At 65.5% G+C, this 17,616-nt stretch carries 19 protein-coding genes and 1 pseudogene; 2 read left to right on the top strand and 18 right to left on the bottom strand.

The genetic code is table 11. The annotated features are described in order from the left end of the window. The 13 genes from virB10 to DI605_RS19080 all read right to left on the bottom strand — a co-directional run bounded on the left by virB10 (position 1) and on the right by DI605_RS19080 (position 11,523). Positions 1-1,320, bottom strand: coding sequence for a type IV secretion system protein VirB10 (gene virB10 / locus DI605_RS19140; protein ID WP_293976996.1), 1,320 nt, complete (start codon positions 1,318-1,320; stop codon positions 1-3). A gap of 1 nt (position 1,321) precedes the next feature. Continuing rightward, positions 1,322-2,329, bottom strand: a complete 1,008-nt coding sequence (locus DI605_RS19135) for a TrbG/VirB9 family P-type conjugative transfer protein (protein ID WP_293976994.1) — start codon at positions 2,327-2,329, stop codon at positions 1,322-1,324. Between the two features lies 1 nt (position 2,330). Continuing rightward, positions 2,331-3,125: a virB8 family protein gene (locus tag DI605_RS19130; RefSeq protein WP_293976992.1), complete on the bottom strand. Its 795-nt coding sequence runs from the start codon at positions 3,123-3,125 to the stop codon at positions 2,331-2,333. A 331-nt stretch (positions 3,126-3,456) separates the two neighbouring features. Then, on the bottom strand, positions 3,457-4,494 hold the full coding sequence (locus DI605_RS19125; protein ID WP_293976990.1) for a type IV secretion system protein: 1,038 nt from the start codon (positions 4,492-4,494) through the stop codon (positions 3,457-3,459). A 56-nt stretch (positions 4,495-4,550) separates the two neighbouring features. Continuing rightward, positions 4,551-4,820: a hypothetical protein gene (locus DI605_RS19120; RefSeq protein WP_293976988.1), complete on the bottom strand. Its 270-nt coding sequence runs from the start codon at positions 4,818-4,820 to the stop codon at positions 4,551-4,553. A gap of 2 nt (positions 4,821-4,822) precedes the next feature. Then, on the bottom strand, positions 4,823-5,548 hold the full coding sequence (locus tag DI605_RS19115; RefSeq protein ID WP_293976986.1) for a type IV secretion system protein: 726 nt from the start codon (positions 5,546-5,548) through the stop codon (positions 4,823-4,825). A 1-nt stretch (position 5,549) separates the two neighbouring features. Next, complete coding sequence (locus DI605_RS19110) at positions 5,550-7,916, bottom strand: VirB4 family type IV secretion/conjugal transfer ATPase (protein ID WP_293976984.1); 2,367 nt, start codon at positions 7,914-7,916, stop codon at positions 5,550-5,552. Beyond that, complete coding sequence (locus DI605_RS19105; protein ID WP_293976982.1) at positions 7,909-8,250, bottom strand: VirB3 family type IV secretion system protein; 342 nt, start codon at positions 8,248-8,250, stop codon at positions 7,909-7,911. Before DI605_RS19105 ends, DI605_RS19110 begins: the two co-directional genes overlap by 8 nt. Beyond that, complete coding sequence (locus DI605_RS19100) at positions 8,243-8,569, bottom strand: TrbC/VirB2 family protein (RefSeq protein ID WP_293976980.1); 327 nt, start codon at positions 8,567-8,569, stop codon at positions 8,243-8,245. Before DI605_RS19100 ends, DI605_RS19105 begins: the two co-directional genes overlap by 8 nt. A gap of 20 nt (positions 8,570-8,589) precedes the next feature. Beyond that, entirely contained in the window at positions 8,590-9,804 is a 1,215-nt protein-coding gene (locus DI605_RS19095) for an LPD7 domain-containing protein (protein ID WP_293976978.1), read from the bottom strand. Continuing rightward, entirely contained in the window at positions 9,801-10,397 is a 597-nt protein-coding gene (locus DI605_RS19090; protein WP_293976976.1) for a lytic transglycosylase domain-containing protein, read from the bottom strand. Before DI605_RS19090 ends, DI605_RS19095 begins: the two co-directional genes overlap by 4 nt. After that, positions 10,394-10,741 (bottom strand): hypothetical protein, encoded by a 348-nt coding sequence (locus DI605_RS19085; RefSeq protein ID WP_293976974.1) that lies wholly within the window; start codon positions 10,739-10,741, stop codon positions 10,394-10,396. The genes DI605_RS19090 and DI605_RS19085 overlap by 4 nt, the downstream gene beginning before the upstream one ends. 2 nt (positions 10,742-10,743) lie before the next feature. Further along, positions 10,744-11,523, bottom strand: a complete 780-nt coding sequence (locus DI605_RS19080; RefSeq protein WP_293976972.1) for a muramidase — start codon at positions 11,521-11,523, stop codon at positions 10,744-10,746. 246 nt (positions 11,524-11,769) lie between these two features. Here DI605_RS19080 and DI605_RS19075 point away from each other — a divergent pair, with 246 nt between their 5' ends. Further along, positions 11,770-12,399: a Hin recombinase gene (locus DI605_RS19075; RefSeq protein ID WP_293976970.1), complete on the top strand. Its 630-nt coding sequence runs from the start codon at positions 11,770-11,772 to the stop codon at positions 12,397-12,399. Between the two features lie 3 nt (positions 12,400-12,402). Here the strand turns inward: DI605_RS19075 and DI605_RS21520 are convergent. The 3 genes and pseudogenes from DI605_RS21520 to DI605_RS19065 all read right to left on the bottom strand — a co-directional run. Continuing rightward, positions 12,403-12,540: pseudogene (locus DI605_RS21520) on the bottom strand (hypothetical protein); the annotation flags it as partial. 140 nt (positions 12,541-12,680) lie between these two features. After that, positions 12,681-13,478, bottom strand: coding sequence for a hypothetical protein (locus DI605_RS19070; RefSeq protein ID WP_293976968.1), 798 nt, complete (start codon positions 13,476-13,478; stop codon positions 12,681-12,683). A 70-nt stretch (positions 13,479-13,548) separates the two neighbouring features. After that, the gene (locus DI605_RS19065) at positions 13,549-14,790 is read right to left on the bottom strand and encodes an MFS transporter (protein WP_293976967.1); all 1,242 of its coding nucleotides are present in this window, start codon (positions 14,788-14,790) and stop codon (positions 13,549-13,551) included. Positions 14,791-14,986: 196 nt separating this feature from the next. Between DI605_RS19065 and DI605_RS19060 the strand changes: the two genes are divergently transcribed. Continuing rightward, positions 14,987-16,048, top strand: a complete 1,062-nt coding sequence (locus DI605_RS19060) for a LysR substrate-binding domain-containing protein (RefSeq protein WP_293976965.1) — start codon at positions 14,987-14,989, stop codon at positions 16,046-16,048. Here DI605_RS19060 and DI605_RS19055 read toward each other — a convergent pair. Together DI605_RS19055 and DI605_RS19050 are read right to left on the bottom strand one after the other, a co-directional pair. Beyond that, complete coding sequence (locus DI605_RS19055) at positions 15,970-16,842, bottom strand: SMP-30/gluconolactonase/LRE family protein (RefSeq protein ID WP_293976963.1); 873 nt, start codon at positions 16,840-16,842, stop codon at positions 15,970-15,972. The two genes, DI605_RS19060 and DI605_RS19055, sit on opposite strands and share 79 nt — an antisense overlap. Continuing rightward, entirely contained in the window at positions 16,839-17,531 is a 693-nt protein-coding gene (locus tag DI605_RS19050) for a dienelactone hydrolase family protein (RefSeq protein WP_293976961.1), read from the bottom strand. The genes DI605_RS19055 and DI605_RS19050 overlap by 4 nt, the downstream gene beginning before the upstream one ends. Positions 17,532-17,616 lie beyond the last annotated feature (85 nt).

Here is a 17,616-nt window from a genome sequence, read left to right as displayed (position 1 = left end):
TCAGCGCCTCAAGCGAACGTCGTAGACCGGCCGGAAGTCGAAATCCTTCGCAACGAAGATCGCGGCCGTGTCGCCTTGGTTCTTCTTGAGAATCGGCCGGACCTGCATCGTCTGCTGGAGTACGGTCTGCGCCGTGTTGCTGGGGACCTGCGTCGAGTAGGTGCCTTCGCCTGCCACCGCCCGACTGGCGATGTTCGACGCATCCTCGAGCACCGAGATCACGAGCCCAAGCCCGAAGCGGGTCCAGAATTGCGTATCGACGCCGCCGGGAAGGCCGGCACGGCCGAGATTGTCGGTCGCTGGCGAGCCGAGGTCGATCGCCACGCCGCGCGGCGTCAGCGCGCGGGTCCACAACACGAAAAGCCGAGCCTGGCCTTGGGTGATGCCGCCCGAATACTGACCGAGCACCTTGGTGCCCTTGTCGAGCAGCACGATGCGACCGTTTTCCGAGTAGACATCGTGATTGATGACGCACGACACGAAACCGGCCTGTGTGGAGTTGATGGCGGTCTGAAGCGTGCAGGGAATGACGGTGCCGGCGCTCAGTAGCAGGCTACGGTCGACGACCATCGTGGCGCGCACCGTCTGGATGGCGGAGTGAGCGAGCTGGTCGCTGAAATCGGTCGATCCCTTGGCGGCCGGACCCGCATCGTCGCCCGATCCCTCGAAGCCGCTTGCGCCGAAGTTGCGGCCGGCAACCATCGACCGACCAGCCGTCTGCGGACCGGAGCCCGCCTGCGTTTGCTCCTGGCCCGGCGAGGGCGAGGATCCGTCCGCGCCGGCATAGGACGCGCCGGGGCCGGCCGACGCAGATCCTGACGCACCGAACGCCATGATCGGCGACCGCCGCGCCGCGTCGGCCATCGCGCGGGCCTGCTCGGCCCGGCGTTGATCGGGCGTCGGCTGACCATTCGCGGCAGGGGTGCCGCTTGCCGTTCCCGGAACGACGTTGCCGGCCGGGTCGACCGTCGTTCCCGGCACAGGGCTGATCGGGCGACCGAAAATATCGGTCGCCGGCGCACCCGGCTGACCGAGCTGATTGGCAAGTGCTGCGCGCTGGACGTTCGGATTGCCCATGACGTCGTCGACGGTGCGATCGCTTGCCTTGGCGGGGGCGGCAGCGGTGGCGGTGCTCGCCGGCCGGTGGAAAGCGCCATATCCGATCGCGATCCCGCTCATCGCCCCGATCAGCGCGATGCCGGCGCCGAGCAGCGCGATGTTACCCCAGCCACCACTCCGCGTCACGACGGTCTCGGACGCTCCGGAGGCGAGTGGGTCCGGGCCTACCGTTCCGCCCCGGTCGATGATCGTATCGGCCATCCTACTGCCCCTTCACCTTGCGTTCGACGACATTGGAGACGGTGCCGGTTCGGTCGCTGCGATCGTTGCGCGCCGGTGCTTCGTTGAAGACACACAGCACCGTGGTGCCGCGCCGCAGGCGCAGCTGGCGGTAGACCGCGTGAATCACCACGAAATCCTCGCGCACGTCGTAAGGAACGATCGTCTCGGTGCCGTCGACGTCGACGGCGAAGATCGACGGGATATCGGTATGCCCCGGGTAGCGAAGGACAGTGAACTCGCCGTTGTCGGAGATCTCGGAAGGCTGCAGCGCGGTGTCGCCCTGGACGGTGTAGTTCATGTTGCGCGTGCCCTCGATCACCGCGTGGTCGAGCGCCGCCGTCGTGATGTTCGTCTCGACGGCACGCGCTACCGCGGCTTTCGCGAGTTGCGACTGGAGTGCCGCCAGCGCGCGCTCTTCGCGTGGATAGCGGAAGCGGACCCCGTACATGGTCTGCCCGGTGCCGAGCGACAGGTTGAAATGGTAGGTGCGCGGCGCGCCCCCGGCGTTGGTGACGACGATGAGGTTGGTTGGCCCGGCACGTTCGCGCGGCTTGAGAAAGACGATGTTGCCGACCGGCGCGATCTGCCACGAGATCGAGTCACCCAGGGCCGCCTGCGCGATCGTTTCACCCGGCCCGAACTGGATCTCGATCGCGTGCCGGAAACTGCCGACGATCGAGACCACCTGATCCGGGTCGTACGCGATGTCGCGGACGCGCGCGTCTTTCGTCCCTGCCCGCGGCGTTTCCGACGCGAAAGCTGGACGGGGTAGGAGCGTCGTGGCAGCCGCGCCGATGATCGAGAGGGCGACGAGCCGCTGCCAGATCACCCCGAGGCCGCGCCAGAACCGGCTCTTGGCGCCGGAGTCCGTCACCACGAGCGCGGTCGCCGGGGGCGACAGTCGCGTGCCGAGCTTGCGGCGAAGCGCGGGCAGGAAGGGGACAACGACACGCTTCGCGTCATCCGGAAGTATTGCTGGATCGGTCATGTCACGCCTCCGGGTCCGAGCGATAGTTCACGACTTGGAAGCCAAGCGGATTGAGGTTTCGATCCTTCTCGAGCTCGGGGGCCGTGGTGTATTTGAAGGTTAGGATCGCGTTCCAGTTCTGCGCGACCGGGGTGCTCTGCCCGTAGTTGATGATCTTGGTGTAGCGGACCTGCGCGACCGTCGGGCTGAGGAAACTGATCGATCGGATGGAGATCGAGACGAACCCCTTGTTGCCGTAGATGTTCGACGGCGCATTTCGGTTGCTCGACTGGACGCTGCCGAGGAACCGCTGCGCCTCGCCCTGGTCGCTCATCAGCATGACCGCATAGGCATTCTCACGCGCGGCATCGTTGAGCCAACCTTCGCGCAGGCGGACATACTGCGAGATGAAGTAGCGATTGACGGCATCGTCGTAGGTCCGCGGCTGCGGTCCCTTCAGCGCGGTGATGATCGCGGTCTCGCCGGATGATCGATCGACGCGGATGACATAGGGCTGGACGGTCTTGAGCGGCGTCAGCATCGCCAGTGCGAAGACCGCCACGATCGCGAGCAGGATCGCGACCGCCGCGATCGTCCACGCGAGCTTCTCTCGGCCGGCCGCGGCCCGAAACCGATCGTATTCCCAGGTTCGCGACGTCTCGAAATACTTATCTTTGTCCTCGGCTTTCACCGCCGGCATGGCGTCGATCCCTTTGTCAGCATGAGCGATACGAGAGCGCGAGGTCGCGCTGCGAGGTGCGCGGCGCTTGCGGCGCCGCCGCCCCCGTGTTGGCGGCCGAGGGAGCCGCGCTACCATCGGGTGTCGGCGTAGACATCGGCGCGGGCGCCGGGGGCGGGGGCGGTAGCTCGCCGGGCCTTCCAGTCGGCCCCGGGACGACCATCGATCGGCCGCCGCCCTGCGATGCGGGAAGCGGGAGCGGCAGCGTGGGAAGCACGGTGCCGTAGAGGTTCGCGGGACGACGGTGCTTGCCGTCGCAGACCGAAGGTTTCTTGACGTGGGCGCCGGCGCATCCGCCGAGCGCGAGTGCTCCGATCAGCCCGATAGCCAGCCTTTTCATAGTGTCTCCGTTGCTGCCGCTGCCGCGCGGCCCGTCCGCGAGAAGGGAAATCCATCGTCTCATGCCCATTCAAGCCGCTCGCGTGAGGGAGCCACCGGTCCCAGCCGGAGCGTTCGAACGGCTCGCAGCTTGTGTCGCGCGTCGGAACATCAGCCTGTTGGCCATGATGTTCGCGCCGGTCATGAGGAAGCCGTGGCCGCCGGAGGACGCGCCACCGGCAATGCCTGCTGCGATAGCGGGCGACTGGAAGAAGAAGATCGAGCCGACAATGTAAATCGCGCAGCAGGCCAGCGTCGCTACGATCATAACGCCGGCGTTAAGCGCTATGTAAGTATTCTCGAGTGTGACAAACCCCGATCCGTCGCCGACGGATCCCAGAATGCCGTCCATCGCCGCTTCTTGAAGACCAGTTATGAACTTGGTCATGATTGCCATAATGACCATGAGCAGAATGTAATTGGCGGTTTGCTTCAACCATCCGTCGAAAAGCCATCGTGAGGAGTTGAAGAGCAGGCACGCCAGCGCCAACGGCGCCAAGGCGACGCAGATCGACACCGCCAATTTCGCGAAGATGACAATGCAGAAACCTATCGCCGCGGACAGAAACGCGAAGGTGTAGAGGATAACAATGCAGGCGTAGAGAACGATGGACGCGGTCAGCTTGACGATCGGCGTTTGGAAATCCGTGAGTCCACGAGATGACTGTGCCTGTACCTTGTTGTTGGCGTCAGTCATCCGCTGCGCGAGCTTGCCGGTATCGGCTACATAGCGATCGAAGGTGGTGCCCGGATTGGTGACCGGAGTGCCCGAGCCGGCAGAGATGATCTCGGACGGTAGGTTGGTCGCTATGTTGACGACAAAGGTTGCGTACCCGACGGCGCTTGCGGCGGCGAGCGCAAAACCGACCTTGCCCGCTTGGAAGACAAGTTCTCGGAGCGGCGCCTGAATTGCGCCGCGCAACACGGCAAAGCCAAGGAGCAAGAAATATATCGTGGCGGCAAGCGCCAGCGGAGCCGCCACGAAACTCACGAGCCCCGATCCGAACGTCGCGACCGCGCCCGCAATTGCGCTTTCCACGTACCCGTACATGGTCGTGAAAAGGGTCATGATGTCTGGAGGCGACGCCATCTACGTAACCTCAACTGTTCGACGGTGCAGCACGGTCACTTCCGCTTCGACATGTTGCCGAAAAAGTCTGAGTCCTGCTTGCCGGCCTTCATCGCCGCCACGGACATCGAGGCGTCATGCGTCGTGGAACAAAGATCGGCTTTTTCGGTCGCGGCGAGATGGCTGTATTCGCCGGTGTCGCACTTCACCTGCCACTCTGTGAGCAACGGACGATTGTTGATAAGCTCCTGCGCCGTAGGGACGGCGACTTGGCGGTGGCATCCGGCCACAACGACCAGAGCAAGTACGGGAATGATCTTCCGCATCACTATCTCCTGATGGTGTTGGCCTGAAAGAACGCCGAGTCCGCCCGTCCAGCCGCAACCAGGGCCGAACTGATCGCGAGATTACCCTCGGCGGACTGCGCCATTTGGATTGCCTGCATCTTCAGCATGTCGTTCTGGAGCTGAGCCTGTTCGACCGCGATCCGGGCCTGAAGGTCCATTACGTCCTTCGGATCGCGAGCGCTCGCGAGTTGCTGGCGAAGCTGATCTAGGCCACGTGTCCGTGTCTGCGCGATCGACAGCGTGTTCTCGCCCAGCGCTGCGGTCGTGGCCGCAGAGCCCGTCGAGCCCCGCAGCGCCTGATTGTACGCCTCGTCGGCGTCCGAGGAGCCGGACGGCGATAGACGAAAGCGCGACTGAATATTCGACGCGAGCGTTCCGAGCGATCCGATCCTTCCGAGGTCGCCCGCGAACAGGGTCGAGACGTCGGTCGTCTCGCTCGGGAGGATATTGCGAACCTCGGGCAGGTTCAGGGTCGAGGCGATCTCGCTCATGTTCGTGAGCTTCTGCAGCGACTGCAGCTGGTTGGCGGCGGTCTGGATCTGTTGCCTGCCTTGGTCGACGATCGTCAGCGTCTGCCGGGCGGTCTGAAGCGCCTGCAGGTAGGTCGTCGTATCGAAGACCGGAATGCCCTGCGCCGCGGCGGGGGTCGCGAAGGTGGCGAGCGCTACCGGGACGGCGACCGCCAACATGACCGGTTTGAACCACATTTCAGCTTCTCCTTTTGTTGGCATAGAAGGCCGGCAACCAGGCCGCAGGGTCGTCGCCCGCGGACGCGATCGCCTCTTCCATCGCGACCAGCGTCTCCTCGCGCCCCGACAGCACCTTGAGCTCGTCAGGCATGCCGCCGAGGTCGAGCTTGGCGACGATCGAGGTGTGGCCCTGCTTGACGAGGAAGCAGCGGCTCTCCGGCGTGAGGTCTTCTCGGATGAGCCGATATTCGGCGTCCGTCAGGCCGAGGCCGTCGCAATAGTCGGAGCGCTTGGCGTCGGCATTGGGCAGGAGGATCTTGGTCGCGGTCTGCTCGATGATCGAATGCGCGATCGGCGAACGGAGCGCGTCGGCGGGCGACTGCGTCCCGAACACCATGAACGCGTTGCGCTTCCGGAAGGTCTTGAGGCCGTCCTGGGCGAAGGCGCGGAAGGCGTCGTCCTGCAGCGCCTTCCAGAACTCGTCTATGTCGACGACCACCCGCTGTCCGTCGAGCAGCTCGTCGACGCGGTGGAAGAGGTAGAGCATCGTCGGCGTTCTGATTTCCGGGTTCTCGAGGAACTGGGTCATGTCGAAACCCACGAAGCGGGCCGCCATCGACACCTCGTCGACAGCGCCGTCGAACGCCCAGCCGAGCGCACCGCCTTGGCACCACCGCTCGAGCCGCGCGCCGATCCCTTCCGCGTCGGCATAGCCCAGCATCTCGCGCAGCGCCCCGAAGGAGCGCGCCGGCGCGGGCAATCGCATGACCGCGTCCAGGCCCTCGTCGATCAGGCGCTCCTCGGCGACCGTCAAGGGCCGGTTCTCGCGCCGCACGAGCACGCGGACGAACTGGCGGAGAAAAGCGATATTGTCGTGCGTCGGTGCGAGACCCTTCAGCGGCGCGAAGCCGGTCGGCTCGCCGTTGCGCAGCGCGAGGTAGGTGCCGCCGCACGCTCGGACGAAGATCTCGGCGCCGCGATCCTTGTCGAAGAAGACTTGCTTGGCTCCGGTCTTTTCGAGCTGCGCCTGGAGGAAGTTCTGCAGCACCGTCTTGCCGACGCCGGTCGGCCCGATGATCAGCGTATGGCCGATATCGGCGCGGTGGAAATTGAACCAGAAGGACGAGCCTGCGCGCGTCTTGAGGAGCGTCACCGCCTCGCCCCAGTGGTTCCCCGACTTCCGGCCGGCCGGGAAAGTATAGAACGGGCTCAGCGCCGCGAAATTGCGGCTGTTGATCACGGCAGGCCGCGCGCGCATCCGAAAATTGCCGGGAAGTTGCGCCCAGAAGGCGGCCTCGAGCGCCACATCCTCGCGCGCCATGACCATCCCGGTGTCGGCGGCCGAGGAGCGCGCGATTGCCAGGCGATCCAAGAGGCGGCGCGGATCGTCGTCGATCACCGCGATCGAGAGATGGTGTTCGCCCATCACGAAGCGATTGGCCATCAGGTCGTCGACGCCGTCCAGGAGCTCCATCGCCTGGCTGACGCCGGCATCGTCGGAGGACGTCATCTGCTTGTATTTCTTCGTGAAGCGCTCGCTGGCGACCTGCTTGACCAGCGGCGCGAAGCTCTGCGTGAGTACGTATGGGAAATCGAGCTTGAGGAGGCTGTTGAATTGTCCGGTGCGCGTGCTGGCGACATATTCGCGCACACCGAACATGCCGAGATATTGCGATTTGTGCGGCAGGCGGATCTCGGCGGCTTCGCGGCCGAAGACGATCCGCGATTGGTAGAGCGCCTGGCCGAGGCGACCGTCCAGCAAGGGAATGCGGACCCGGTTACCCGTCAAGATGAAATGGAGCACTTCCATCGGCTTCGAGAAGAGGACGCCGTCATGCTCGTAGATCGACAGGCGCTCGGGGGCCGCATCGGCCAGCAACGTCTCGAAGTCGCGACATTTGTCGGCCATGATCGCGATCGCGCGCTCGTCATGCACGGCGGCCTTTGCACCGCGCCCGAAGAAGCGGGCGACCTGATCGCCGGCCATGCCCGACGGCCGGACGAGGAGCGTGACGTAGAATTCGTTGTGGTAGAGCACCTTCTCGCGCAGGCTCTGAGAATAGCGCTCCTGCAGCTGCCGGGCGAAATCCGAATGGAAGTCGCCGCCGAGCACGGGATCGGTCGCGGTGCGCACCAGGTGCGTCCAGAGCGCGACGCGGTCGTCACCGATCGAGCGCCACGCGATATTGAGCTTGTTGTGCCAGGTGTTGAGATCGCCGACATCGCTCGTCTCGAACGGGCGACCGTCGACCCGGTACATCCGCATCAACGAGCCGTCCTCGAGCGCGATGATCGTGTCGTCGACATGGCGCGTGTACGGGATGAACTTGATGTCGTCCGCCTCGCGCAGCGCGACCTTCCGATGTTTGAGCGCGGTCTTAGCCATTGCCGAACTGCTTGCGCTTGACGCTCTTGCCGAAGCGGACGGGCGAATAGCTCCCGCCGCCCCAGAATTTGCGGTTCCGCGACAGGAACACGGTCTGGAACCACAGGCCCCACAGCCGAAAGGCGTTGAAGTCGTAATGCACGACCATGCGCGCCGGGAAGTATAGCGCGCCGAACAGGGCGAGCGGATAGAAGGGATTATGCATGATCCCCCACAGGACCATGCAGATCATGATGATCGGCAGGATCGCCTCGAGCGGCAGCCCCATGAACACCGAGGGTCTGGTGAGCGCGAGAAACACCTTGTCCTCGGCCAAGCGCTCGACCTCAGCCACCAGCACTCATCCAGCCGACGATCGTCGTCGCCGAGAAGATGATGCCGATGCCGATCAGCACGGTGACGGCACGGCCCCAGTCCATGCGTCCGGTGAGCTTGGCATACCCGACCGCCATGACGGCGATCACGCCCACCACCGACGCGATCGTGACCATCCATTGCTTGATCGTGTTGAGGCCGCCTTCGATCGCGGTGCCGCTGCTCTGAGCGAATGCGGGCTGGGCGAGCGCGATCAGCGCTACCGCGCCGGCGACGCCGACCAGCTGGCGCGCCCGGCGATCCGACATCACCCGGCCTAAAGTCGTCGTCCTCTTCATGGGGGTCTCCATCATTGGGCTTACCTTTCGAGTTCCGCATGCACCTGGATCGGCTCGATCTGGCGCACCGGCGTGGGGTCGCGGACGGTGACGTCGAGGCCACGCCGGAGCGCGTCGGCGATCAGCTGCCGGCTTTCGAGCGACGCGCTCGCGCCGCCGATCTCGTCGCCGCGGAAAACTTCGCCGATATGTTCGTCCATCGCGTGCTGGGCGCGCATGGCGGTCGCGAGCCGCGGATCGGCCGCCAACCGTTCGGCGGCGCCGTGAAGAAAGAGTTCGGCCAGCTCCTCGCTGTCGCGGTGTCCCGCCGAACTCCGTTCCTCGCGCTCGCGCGCCAGCCGAGGTTCTTCGGACCGCAGACGGGGGCCGTCCGTCTCGACCGCGACAGCGCGATCCTCGCGCTCGCCATCGATCGCGTCGGCGAGGGCCGCGACATTCTCGTCGCGATCGGCGAGTGTGTCGCGGTGCAGGCCCGATCGGACGAGGTAGATCGCGTCGGCGATCTTGCCGTCCCACTCGCCGGCGTTGCCCGACTGCCGCAGCGTCTCCGGTTCGTAGCCCGAGCGCGCAAACGCCTGACCGAGCGTAGGGCTTTCCAACGCCCGCTCGAGCGCATCGGCGAGCGCCGCGCGATTGGCGTCGATCCGCTCGTATTGGACCTCGCGCTGGAACGCATCCGTCTCGGGGCGCATCGCCTCGTACAGGCCTTTCCGATCCTCAGTGTGCCGGCTGAGCGTCAGCAGAAGGCGCCGGTCGTCGTCCGACAGGGCGGCGGAAGCGGTGTCGGCGTTTCGCTCCGCGTCTTCGCGGGACGGCGACGCTTGCGTCGGCGCCGCGCTCCGCGCCTTCGCCCGATCTTCCAGCTCGGCGAAGCTCGCGTCGTAACCGCTCACCGACAGCCCCTCGCGGGTTGCCGCGGTCCAGACCGCCTTGCGGAATTCGACCGAGCCGTCGACCGTGATGCGATCCCACCCGTTCGCCTGCGCGATCTTGACCAACGCCGATACCGTCTCGGGATCTTCGCTGCGCGCGGTGATCCGGTCGTTGACGATCTCGATCGACGGGGTCGTGCGGTCGCCCGGTCGGAACAGGCCGAGCCGCTGCGCGCCGTCGGCTCCATCGACGACCCGTACGTCGTAGCGCGCCGCGAGCTCGGGTGGCAGCTCGAAGGCAGCCGGCGAACCCGCCTGCTCGGCGTCACGGCTTTGACGCGCGATACTGTTGGCAGCGCTCACTTGAACACCTCGACCATGTCGGCCGCCACCTGGCCGACGACCCACGAGGTGTCGTCGGCCGTGCGACCGCCGCGCGCCGGCGACGTCGTCGGCACCGTCATCATGGGCGCGGGCGCCGGGACCGGCACCGACCCGAGATTGCTGGCCGCGGTCCAGACACGGCCGACATAGCCGTTGCGAAGCCCCTTGGTCAGCGTGCCGGTATTATAGAGCGAATAGGTTGCGGAAATCGCGTCCAGCCCGGTATAGTAGCGGCTCGCCATCCCGTAGCCTTGCTGCAGGACGCGCGATGCCAGCCGCAGATTCATGCACGGCTCGAACACCTGTTCGATCGTCACGCCGAGCCGAGCGAAGTTGACGGAATTGATCTGCGCGAGCCCGACGTCGACGGTGTAACCCACGGCCAGATAGCGGCGCACGATCGCCGCGCCCCCCGCGACGGAAGTTGCGCGTACGCGCGGACCCCGGTTGACGTTGATTTGCAGCGCATCGCCGCCGCTCTCGGTCAGCACGAGCGGCACCACCGCCTCCGTCGCGATCTCGGGAGCGCATGACCGCGCCAGCGCGGCGATCGCGGGCACGTCGTAGATCACTGCGGCGTCACCGTTCGGGTGCGCGTGTCGAGGGCATAGCGCGACGTGGAACCGTCGGCCTGCGTGACGGTCAGGGCATAGCCGTGCCGGGTCTCGCGAGTGCGGATGCCGACCCCGGTGCAGGTGGGAAACGATCCTCCCAGCGCGAGCACGTTCCAGAGCCTCGTGATCGGCGGCACGCACTCGGCATAGGTCGTCGGCGAGCCCGGTGTGGCGAGGCACAGGATGACCTGGCAGCCCCAGTCGGAGGCCAAGGCCGGCTGCGGGGTCGCGACCGCGATCAGCGCCGCCACGGGATAGGGGAAGCCGGCCGCAGTGGCGGCAAAGCGATTAAGCGCGCGCACGATCATGATCCACCTCCATGAGCGGCTCGCCAATCGGCGGTCGCGAACACATCCCACGGCGCCGGGGCGGGAGCCGCTTGCTGGGCTAGGATCGGAACTCGCTCGGCCTGGACGTCTCCAACCGCGGGCGCCGGCGCCGCGTCGGCTACGGTGAGGACCCAGTCTTCGGCTTCTTCGATCGGCCGTGTCTGGTCGATCATCTGCCCCGGGCGCGCGAAGGCGAGGTGCCAGTGGTTCGAATGCCCACGGTCACCGGGTCCGAGCAGCTCGACCAGACGGATGCCATGAAGAGCCATGAGCGACCGAATTTGCGCTCGGTCTATCGCGCCCACGCCCGCAGCGGGTACGAAGTCGATGGCTTGGCCGTATTTGTGCCAGCTGTAACGAGCGCCGTAAGTGGCGTTCATCGGCCGGATGGTGTCGGTGATGCGTGCCGCGAACGCCTGGCGCAGGAGCGCGGTCACGCCCGAGATCGTGGCTACGCCGGTCGTTTCGGGCGAAGCCCTGTCGGCAGGATGCGCGAGGAGGCAGGGGTCGAAAACGCTCGTTGGCGTGATGCCATAGGTGGAGAAATCACGACCGTTCACCTCCAGCGGGCCGGCGGTGAAGTCCGCACCGAGCGAGATCAGGTCGCGGACGGTGGCTTCGGCATCCGCTGCGGTCGCCGGCTGGCGGACCAGCGTCGGTCCGGTGCGAACTGCGATCGCATAAGGTGCAGGCAGCGGACCGGCAGCGACTGCCGATGCGGCAGCGCACAGTTGAATTGCCTTTGCGGTCAGCACGGCTGGGAGCACGATCGCCTCTACACGCTTACAGTCCAATTAAACTATTGGACGATAGTGACGGGCATTGCAACCGTCTTTCCGCGGCGGGTTTCGCTGTGGTTGCAGACGGTTCCGACACCGGGTCAGGCGAATTCATGCTCCGGCGGTTGCCGCCCCGGCGAGTCGATCTTAGGGTGCGGACGGGCGGCTCGGCATCGCTCGCGGCCATCTTCAAGGCGGAGCAGGATCGATGAAGGCGGCAGATTGACCACGACGATCGCTTTTCTCGCCGAATGCCAGGGTTCGGCATCGATCGAGGAGCAAAAGGCGGCGCTCCACGCGAACGATCAGGTCGTGATCGCGGGGCGGTCGAGTTTCGGCAAGCTCGGCGAGCTCCTGGCTCGACATGGGGTCAGGCTCGCACGCGGCGATCGGATCAAGGTGTACGATCTCTCCTGCATTGCGGTGTCGACGACGACCTTGGTCCGCACGCTCACGAAGCTGCTGCGCGACGGGATCGGCTTCGAGGTTATCGCGGCAGGCATCGTCATTGAGCCAGCCGGCGATGACCGATTGCATGCCCTCCTCGACGCGCTGGACGGTCATTACCGGCACGTACATGGGATCAAGACTCATCCAGCTGATACGGCCCCGCAGGGCCGGAAGCGGCTGCTCGAACCCGGACAGCTTCCGGCGATCCGGGCAAAGCTCGCTCGACCCGGCGCGACCGCGACCGACGTCGCGCAGGAGTTAGGCGTCGCCCGGTCCACTCTCTTCAATTATCTCGAGCGGTACGACCGGGATCGTCGGGTCGCCGGGAGCAAGCAGAAGGTCGGTAGTCATACCGAGACTGGCGGCGATGAGGGTCATGTCTCGGAGCGTGAGGCGAGCTAGTCGTCCCGACAGGATGCGCTCGATCCGTGCCACCGGCATCCCGGTGCGGGCGGCCAGGTCAGTTGATTTCAAATTGGCGTGTTCAAGAATGATACAGACTCGGCGACCGAAACGAGACCGCAACTCTACGCTTGTCGTCACGCGTACGTCCTTGCTTCAGCCCGCGCTTGCGATCAGGCCGCCGATACCACTGTGGTTGGCATGAACACTTCCTCCTCGAATTTCGACGATTTCAACGCACGTGAATTTTTGGTTCGTGTATTGAGCTTCGTTCGTTGCGATCAGGCGCGTACCCGCACCGGCGGGACCACAGCCTTGGCCCGCGCCTCGCCGTAAAGGATCGGCAAAGTCGGCGGGTAGGGCGGCTTGTGCCCCTCCGGCGGCATGCGCAACGGCACGTCGGCGGAGCGGTCCACCGTGAGTTCGAGCGTAGCCCGATAGCCGCCCCCCGCTTCGCTGATCGAACCAACCGTGCTGTCGCCGACCTTCGCCTTATGTGGGTCGGTCACGTTCAGCGTGTCGCGCAGCTCGCGGCGCTGATAGGTTGGGATGTTCTGGTAAATATATTCACTGAGCGCATCTGGGAAATACATCTGCGCAGTGAGGATGCACCGCGTACCTATGAAGATCTTGAAGTGGATATGCGGTGTCCGCGGCTGATACCAGCCGGGATAGATCGTGAAAAATTGTACGCTACCGTCTTGGTCGGTAATCTGCGTTCCGCGCAAGAAATGGGCACCATCGGGCGGCGTCTCGATGTGGTCGCCGGTGACGGTGTATTCGGAATAATTCCCTTGCGCATCGGCGTGCCAAACGTCGACGCGTGCCTGCGGAACGGGTCTACCTGAGACATCGACGATCCGAAGGCCGACATCGAGCGGGATTCCGAGCTTTCCTTCGGTGATGTTTTGCCGAACGAGCTTTTCGTCGAAATAATAGGGCCCATCGACGGTCGTCGGCGTGAGCGCTGCGCCGCCCTTCCGGGTCGCGGCCGTGACCGGGGCTCCGGTCGCAAGCGATGCGAGACCGGCGGCTCCCCCGATCGCCATCATGGCCGTGCGCCGCGTCAGCTCTTCCATCTCAATCCGTCCTTTTCCTTGTGCCGAGCGCGTCCCTCGATCGCGCTCAATCTCGTTTCTCGGCTGGTGATTATCGAACCGGTCGCCTCGCCACGGTGTACCGATACTCGCCGAGTAGGCTGATCGAGACGACGGCGATCGTCATCGCGACCGCGCAGATGATCGCGCCGAGTGCGTAGCTGTGGGTGCGGTCGAAGATGTATCCCAGCCCCAGCTGACCGAGCCCGATCCCGACCGCGCTGACCGCCTGGACGACGGTGGCGATCGAGCCGAACGAGCGCAGCCCGAAATAGCGTGAGCAGAGATAGCCATATTGGGCGATCTCGCCGCCGAGGCCCAAGCCCATCATCGGCGCCGCGACGAAGAGTAGCACCGGGTTTGAGGTCGAGTAGAACAGCAAAACACCGATCAGCGCCGCCGCAAAATAGGGCGCGAGAATGCGCGGATGATTGAAGCGATCGACCAGCAGGCCCGAGGTGAGCTGCCCGGTGACGGTCCCGAGGAAGATCGTCGAGACGATGGAGGCGGCGAGCGGGCCGGGAATGCCGTGTCCCGTCAACATCGGGACGGCATGGGTGACGGTCCCGATCACGGTCATCGACGTGGCCAGCACGGCGATGCCGATCTTCCAGAAGGCGGACTGTCGCGCCGCTTCGCGCAGGCTGATGCCGGGCACGCCCTCCGGCTCGCCGACCGGACGGTCCTCGCGGTCGCGGACGCGTACGGACGGCGCTTCGCGGACCAGGAGAAAGATCAGCGGGAGGCCGATCAGCAGAATGATCGCGGACATCCCCTGATAGGTGCGCCGCCAGCCATTGGCATCGATCGAATAATGAACGACGTTGGTGGCGACCATCGCGCCGAACCCGGCGCCCAAGGCAACCGAGATGCTCATCAAGAGCCCGCGATGTTTGTCGAACCAGCCGGCAAGCACTTTCACGTAGCCCATCGATCCGTGCCCGGCGACGGCTAGCGCGAGGAGGCAATGGACCGCCGCGAACTGCCAGAAGGTCGTGGCGAAGCTCAGCAGCAGGAAGCCGAGGCCGAAGAGCGCGCATCCGGGAAGGATGATCGCGCGCACGCCCCACCGATCCATGCCGCGTCCGACGAAGGGGACGGTCGCGGCGGTGATCCATAAACTGATGCCATAAATCGCGGAGACGGAGCCCCGATTGACGTCCAGCGCGGTGCTCACCGGGACCATGAACAGGCCGTTGGTCGACGAGATGACCGCGTTGGGTCCGATCAGAAAGCCGATCCACACCCCGATCAGGGCAGCGATTGCGGGCTTGGTCAATTCGCGCCGTTCCATATCCACTCCTGAACACGCTCTAGGGCGCCTTGCCGCACGCTAGCACAGGCAGGCGGGTAGCGGCACGAGAATGAGGCCAGTGCATTGAGTTTTGGTCGGCGTCCAACCATCCAGCAGCGGTAAATTCATGAGCCTTGGCGTGACGAGCGGCCTGATGTCTGATACCATAGGTCAAAACAGGAGAGGATAAGTTCGCATGGCTCGTTTGCCACCGCTGACCGCGCTTCGCGCGCTCGAAGCCGCCGGTCGTTACGTGAATTTCTCGCGCGCCGCGGAAGAGCTCAACGTCACGCCCGGCGCGATCAGCCGACAGATCCGGCTGCTCGAATCCTACCTCGGCATGCATTTGTTCGATCGAAGCCAGGCGAAGCTTCAGCTCACCGAGCGGAGCGCCGAATATGTCAAAGCGCTCACCGACGCCTTCACCCGCCTGGATCTGGCGACCCAGCGCCTGCTCAACGACCGCCGCGAGCGTCAGCTCAACATCGCCTGTTCGATGACCTTTGCGCTGCGCTGGCTCGTCCCCCGGCTGCCGCGCTTCTACGAGAGCCACCCCGGTCTTGAGGTCAAGCTCTCGCTGGCGCCGCATCCCAACGACGCCTTCGACCTGACCGATGTCGACATGGCGATCGTCGTCAACGAACGCGACCGGATCGAGCTCGTCTCGGAAAAGCTGATGGACAACGAGCTGCTGGTCGTCGGCCGGTCGGATCGCATCGAAGCACTGCCCGAACCGCGCATCCCGCTGCGGCTCGCGAAGGAAACGTTGCTGAGCTCGGACCTGCGGCCACGCGATTGGGAGCATTGGTTCGACGCGGTCGCCGACGGCGAGCCGGTGCCGGCGTTCACGACGACGAATTTCGCCAGCTCGACGCTCGTCTACCAGGCAGCGCAGACCGGGCTCGGCTTCGCGATCGCGCGCCTGCCGTTGGTGCTCGACGATATCGAGAACGGCAGTCTCCAGCCGGTCTATCCGATCGTGCTGGCAGACCCGAACCCCTATTGCATGATCTACAGCAAGGTTTCGGAGTCGCCGCGGCTTCGCATGTTCCGCAGCTGGCTACGCTCGGAAGCCGATAGGTTCGCAAGCCGGACTGCCGCCCATACGGGTCACATGGCGCGGATCACCCGCGCGTCACCGATCGCGCTCGACCTCGACGCCGAAGACGAGGAGATCGATCAGGCGCCAACCCAACGCGATTCGGCGATGCCCGACCCGCAGCCCGAGAGCGCGAGGATGCAACCCGCCATCGGCTGAGCCGCGAGCGCCTCGTCGGACAGTCGCTGCGCCGCCGTGGTGACGAAAAGCATCTCGAAACCGGCGCCGCCGAAAGTGCAGCTGGTCGGCTGAGTGACGGGCAGCTCGACGATGCGGTCGACCATGCCCGCCGGTGTGATGCGTAACAGGCGTCCCGCGCCTTGCAGCGCGACCCACAGCGCGCCTGCGGCATCGACCGTCGCCCCGTCCGGATGGCCGCCGAAGCTGCTCGTGTCGAGGAGCAGACGCGGCTCACCGAGCCGACCGTCGCTTCGGTCATGAGGAAAGGCCCAAAGCCGGTCGCGAAAGGTATCGGCCTGATAGAGGATGGTGCCGTCGAGGCTGAACGCGGTGGCGTTGAGGATATCCCAGCCGGTGAAACGACGCGTCACGCCGCCGTCTGCAGCGAGCCGGTAAAGGCTGCCGTCTGGTCGGCGGGCAGCGTCGTTCATCGTGCTGGCCCAGAAATTGCCGTCGCGATCGACGCGGCCGTCGTTGAAGCGGTTGCCCGGCACGTCCCGCTCGGGGTCGGCGATCGGCTCAAACCGACCCTCCGCCAAGCCGACGCGATGGAAGCCGGTTTGCAGGGCTGCGACCAGACCCGTCCCGGCCGCGAGACCCACGCAGCCGACGACGGCAGGGCAGGGCAGGGTGCCGCGGCGGCCATCGCCGTCGAGCCAGCGGATCGAGGGCGCGCGAATGTCCACCCAGTAGAGGCGACCGGCACGCTCGTCCCAGACGGGACTTTCGCCGAGCGCGTCGCGCTCGTCGGTGAGGACCGCGATCGCCGTCACGCCGGTGCGCGGCCGCCGGCCTCGACGAAATGGGCGACGGTCCTGACCCGGGCGAGCGCGGCATCCTCGGGGTCGGAGTCCGGCCGTCCGGCATTGTTAAAGCCGTGGCCGGACCGCGCATAGACGTACACCGGCACGTCGGGATGCGCCGCGTGGATCGCAGTCACCGCGGCATCGGCCGGGATGAAGGCGTCCTTGCCGCCGAAATGCGCGATCGTCGGGCAATGCAGCGCAAGGGCCGCGTTGGCCGGGATCTGACCGCCATAATAGCAGGACACGGCAGCGACGCCGCTTTCGGCCTCTGCCGCCACCTTCCAGGCGAGGCTGCCGCCGAAACAATAGCCGACGACGAAGACGGGGCCATCCGCGGCGAGACGACCGACGCAGCTCAGCACGTCGGCCAGCGCGAGCGCCGGATCGTGCGCCTGGGCGCGCGCCATTCCGGCCTGCATGTCGGCAGGCTCGCGGGTGTCGACGACGAAATCTCTGCCCTGACGATCGAAAAGCGACGGCGCGAGCGCTTCGAACCCGGCGGCCGACCATCGCTCGACGTCCTCGAAGACGTAACGATCGAGGCCGAAAATCTCCTGGATAACGACCACGCCGCCGCGGCGAGCGCCTTGCGCCGCCGCCGATAGCGCGTCGAACTCGAACCCGTCTGCCCGGCTGGCGATCTGAATGCGCGTCATCGTGTCGTTGCTCCCGGGATCGATCGCGATTGATCCCGCCACCGGCTTACCCCCGCGCCGCCGGCATCGCCAGCGAGCAAAGATC

Source organism: Sphingomonas sp. (genome assembly GCF_003248515.1).
In the GTDB taxonomy this organism is placed as follows: domain Bacteria; phylum Pseudomonadota; class Alphaproteobacteria; order Sphingomonadales; family Sphingomonadaceae; genus Sphingomonas_I.
This window is presented reverse-complemented; position numbering and strand designations above follow the sequence as displayed.

Excerpts from the sequence above, each read along its gene's own strand:
- DI605_RS19120 (WP_293976988.1), bottom strand. The coding sequence starts at position 4,820 with ATGCGGAAGATCATTCCCGTACTTGCTCTGGTCGTTGTGGCCGGATGC.
- DI605_RS19125 (WP_293976990.1), bottom strand. The coding sequence starts at position 4,494 with ATGACCCTTTTCACGACCATGTACGGGTACGTGGAAAGCGCAATTGCG.
- DI605_RS19065 (WP_293976967.1), bottom strand. The coding sequence starts at position 14,790 with ATGGAACGGCGCGAATTGACCAAGCCCGCAATCGCTGCCCTGATCGGG.
- DI605_RS19100 (WP_293976980.1), bottom strand. The coding sequence starts at position 8,569 with ATGAAGAGGACGACGACTTTAGGCCGGGTGATGTCGGATCGCCGGGCG.
- DI605_RS19060 (WP_293976965.1), top strand. The coding sequence starts at position 14,987 with ATGGCTCGTTTGCCACCGCTGACCGCGCTTCGCGCGCTCGAAGCCGCC.
- DI605_RS19115 (WP_293976986.1), bottom strand. The coding sequence starts at position 5,548 with ATGTGGTTCAAACCGGTCATGTTGGCGGTCGCCGTCCCGGTAGCGCTC.
- virB10 (WP_293976996.1), bottom strand. The coding sequence starts at position 1,320 with ATGGCCGATACGATCATCGACCGGGGCGGAACGGTAGGCCCGGACCCA.
- DI605_RS19110 (WP_293976984.1), bottom strand. The coding sequence starts at position 7,916 with ATGGCTAAGACCGCGCTCAAACATCGGAAGGTCGCGCTGCGCGAGGCG.
- DI605_RS19130 (WP_293976992.1), bottom strand. The coding sequence starts at position 3,125 with ATGGTAGCGCGGCTCCCTCGGCCGCCAACACGGGGGCGGCGGCGCCGC.
- DI605_RS19070 (WP_293976968.1), bottom strand. The coding sequence starts at position 13,478 with ATGGAAGAGCTGACGCGGCGCACGGCCATGATGGCGATCGGGGGAGCC.
- DI605_RS19050 (WP_293976961.1), bottom strand. The coding sequence starts at position 17,531 with ATGACGCGCATTCAGATCGCCAGCCGGGCAGACGGGTTCGAGTTCGAC.
- DI605_RS19135 (WP_293976994.1), bottom strand. The coding sequence starts at position 2,329 with ATGACCGATCCAGCAATACTTCCGGATGACGCGAAGCGTGTCGTTGTC.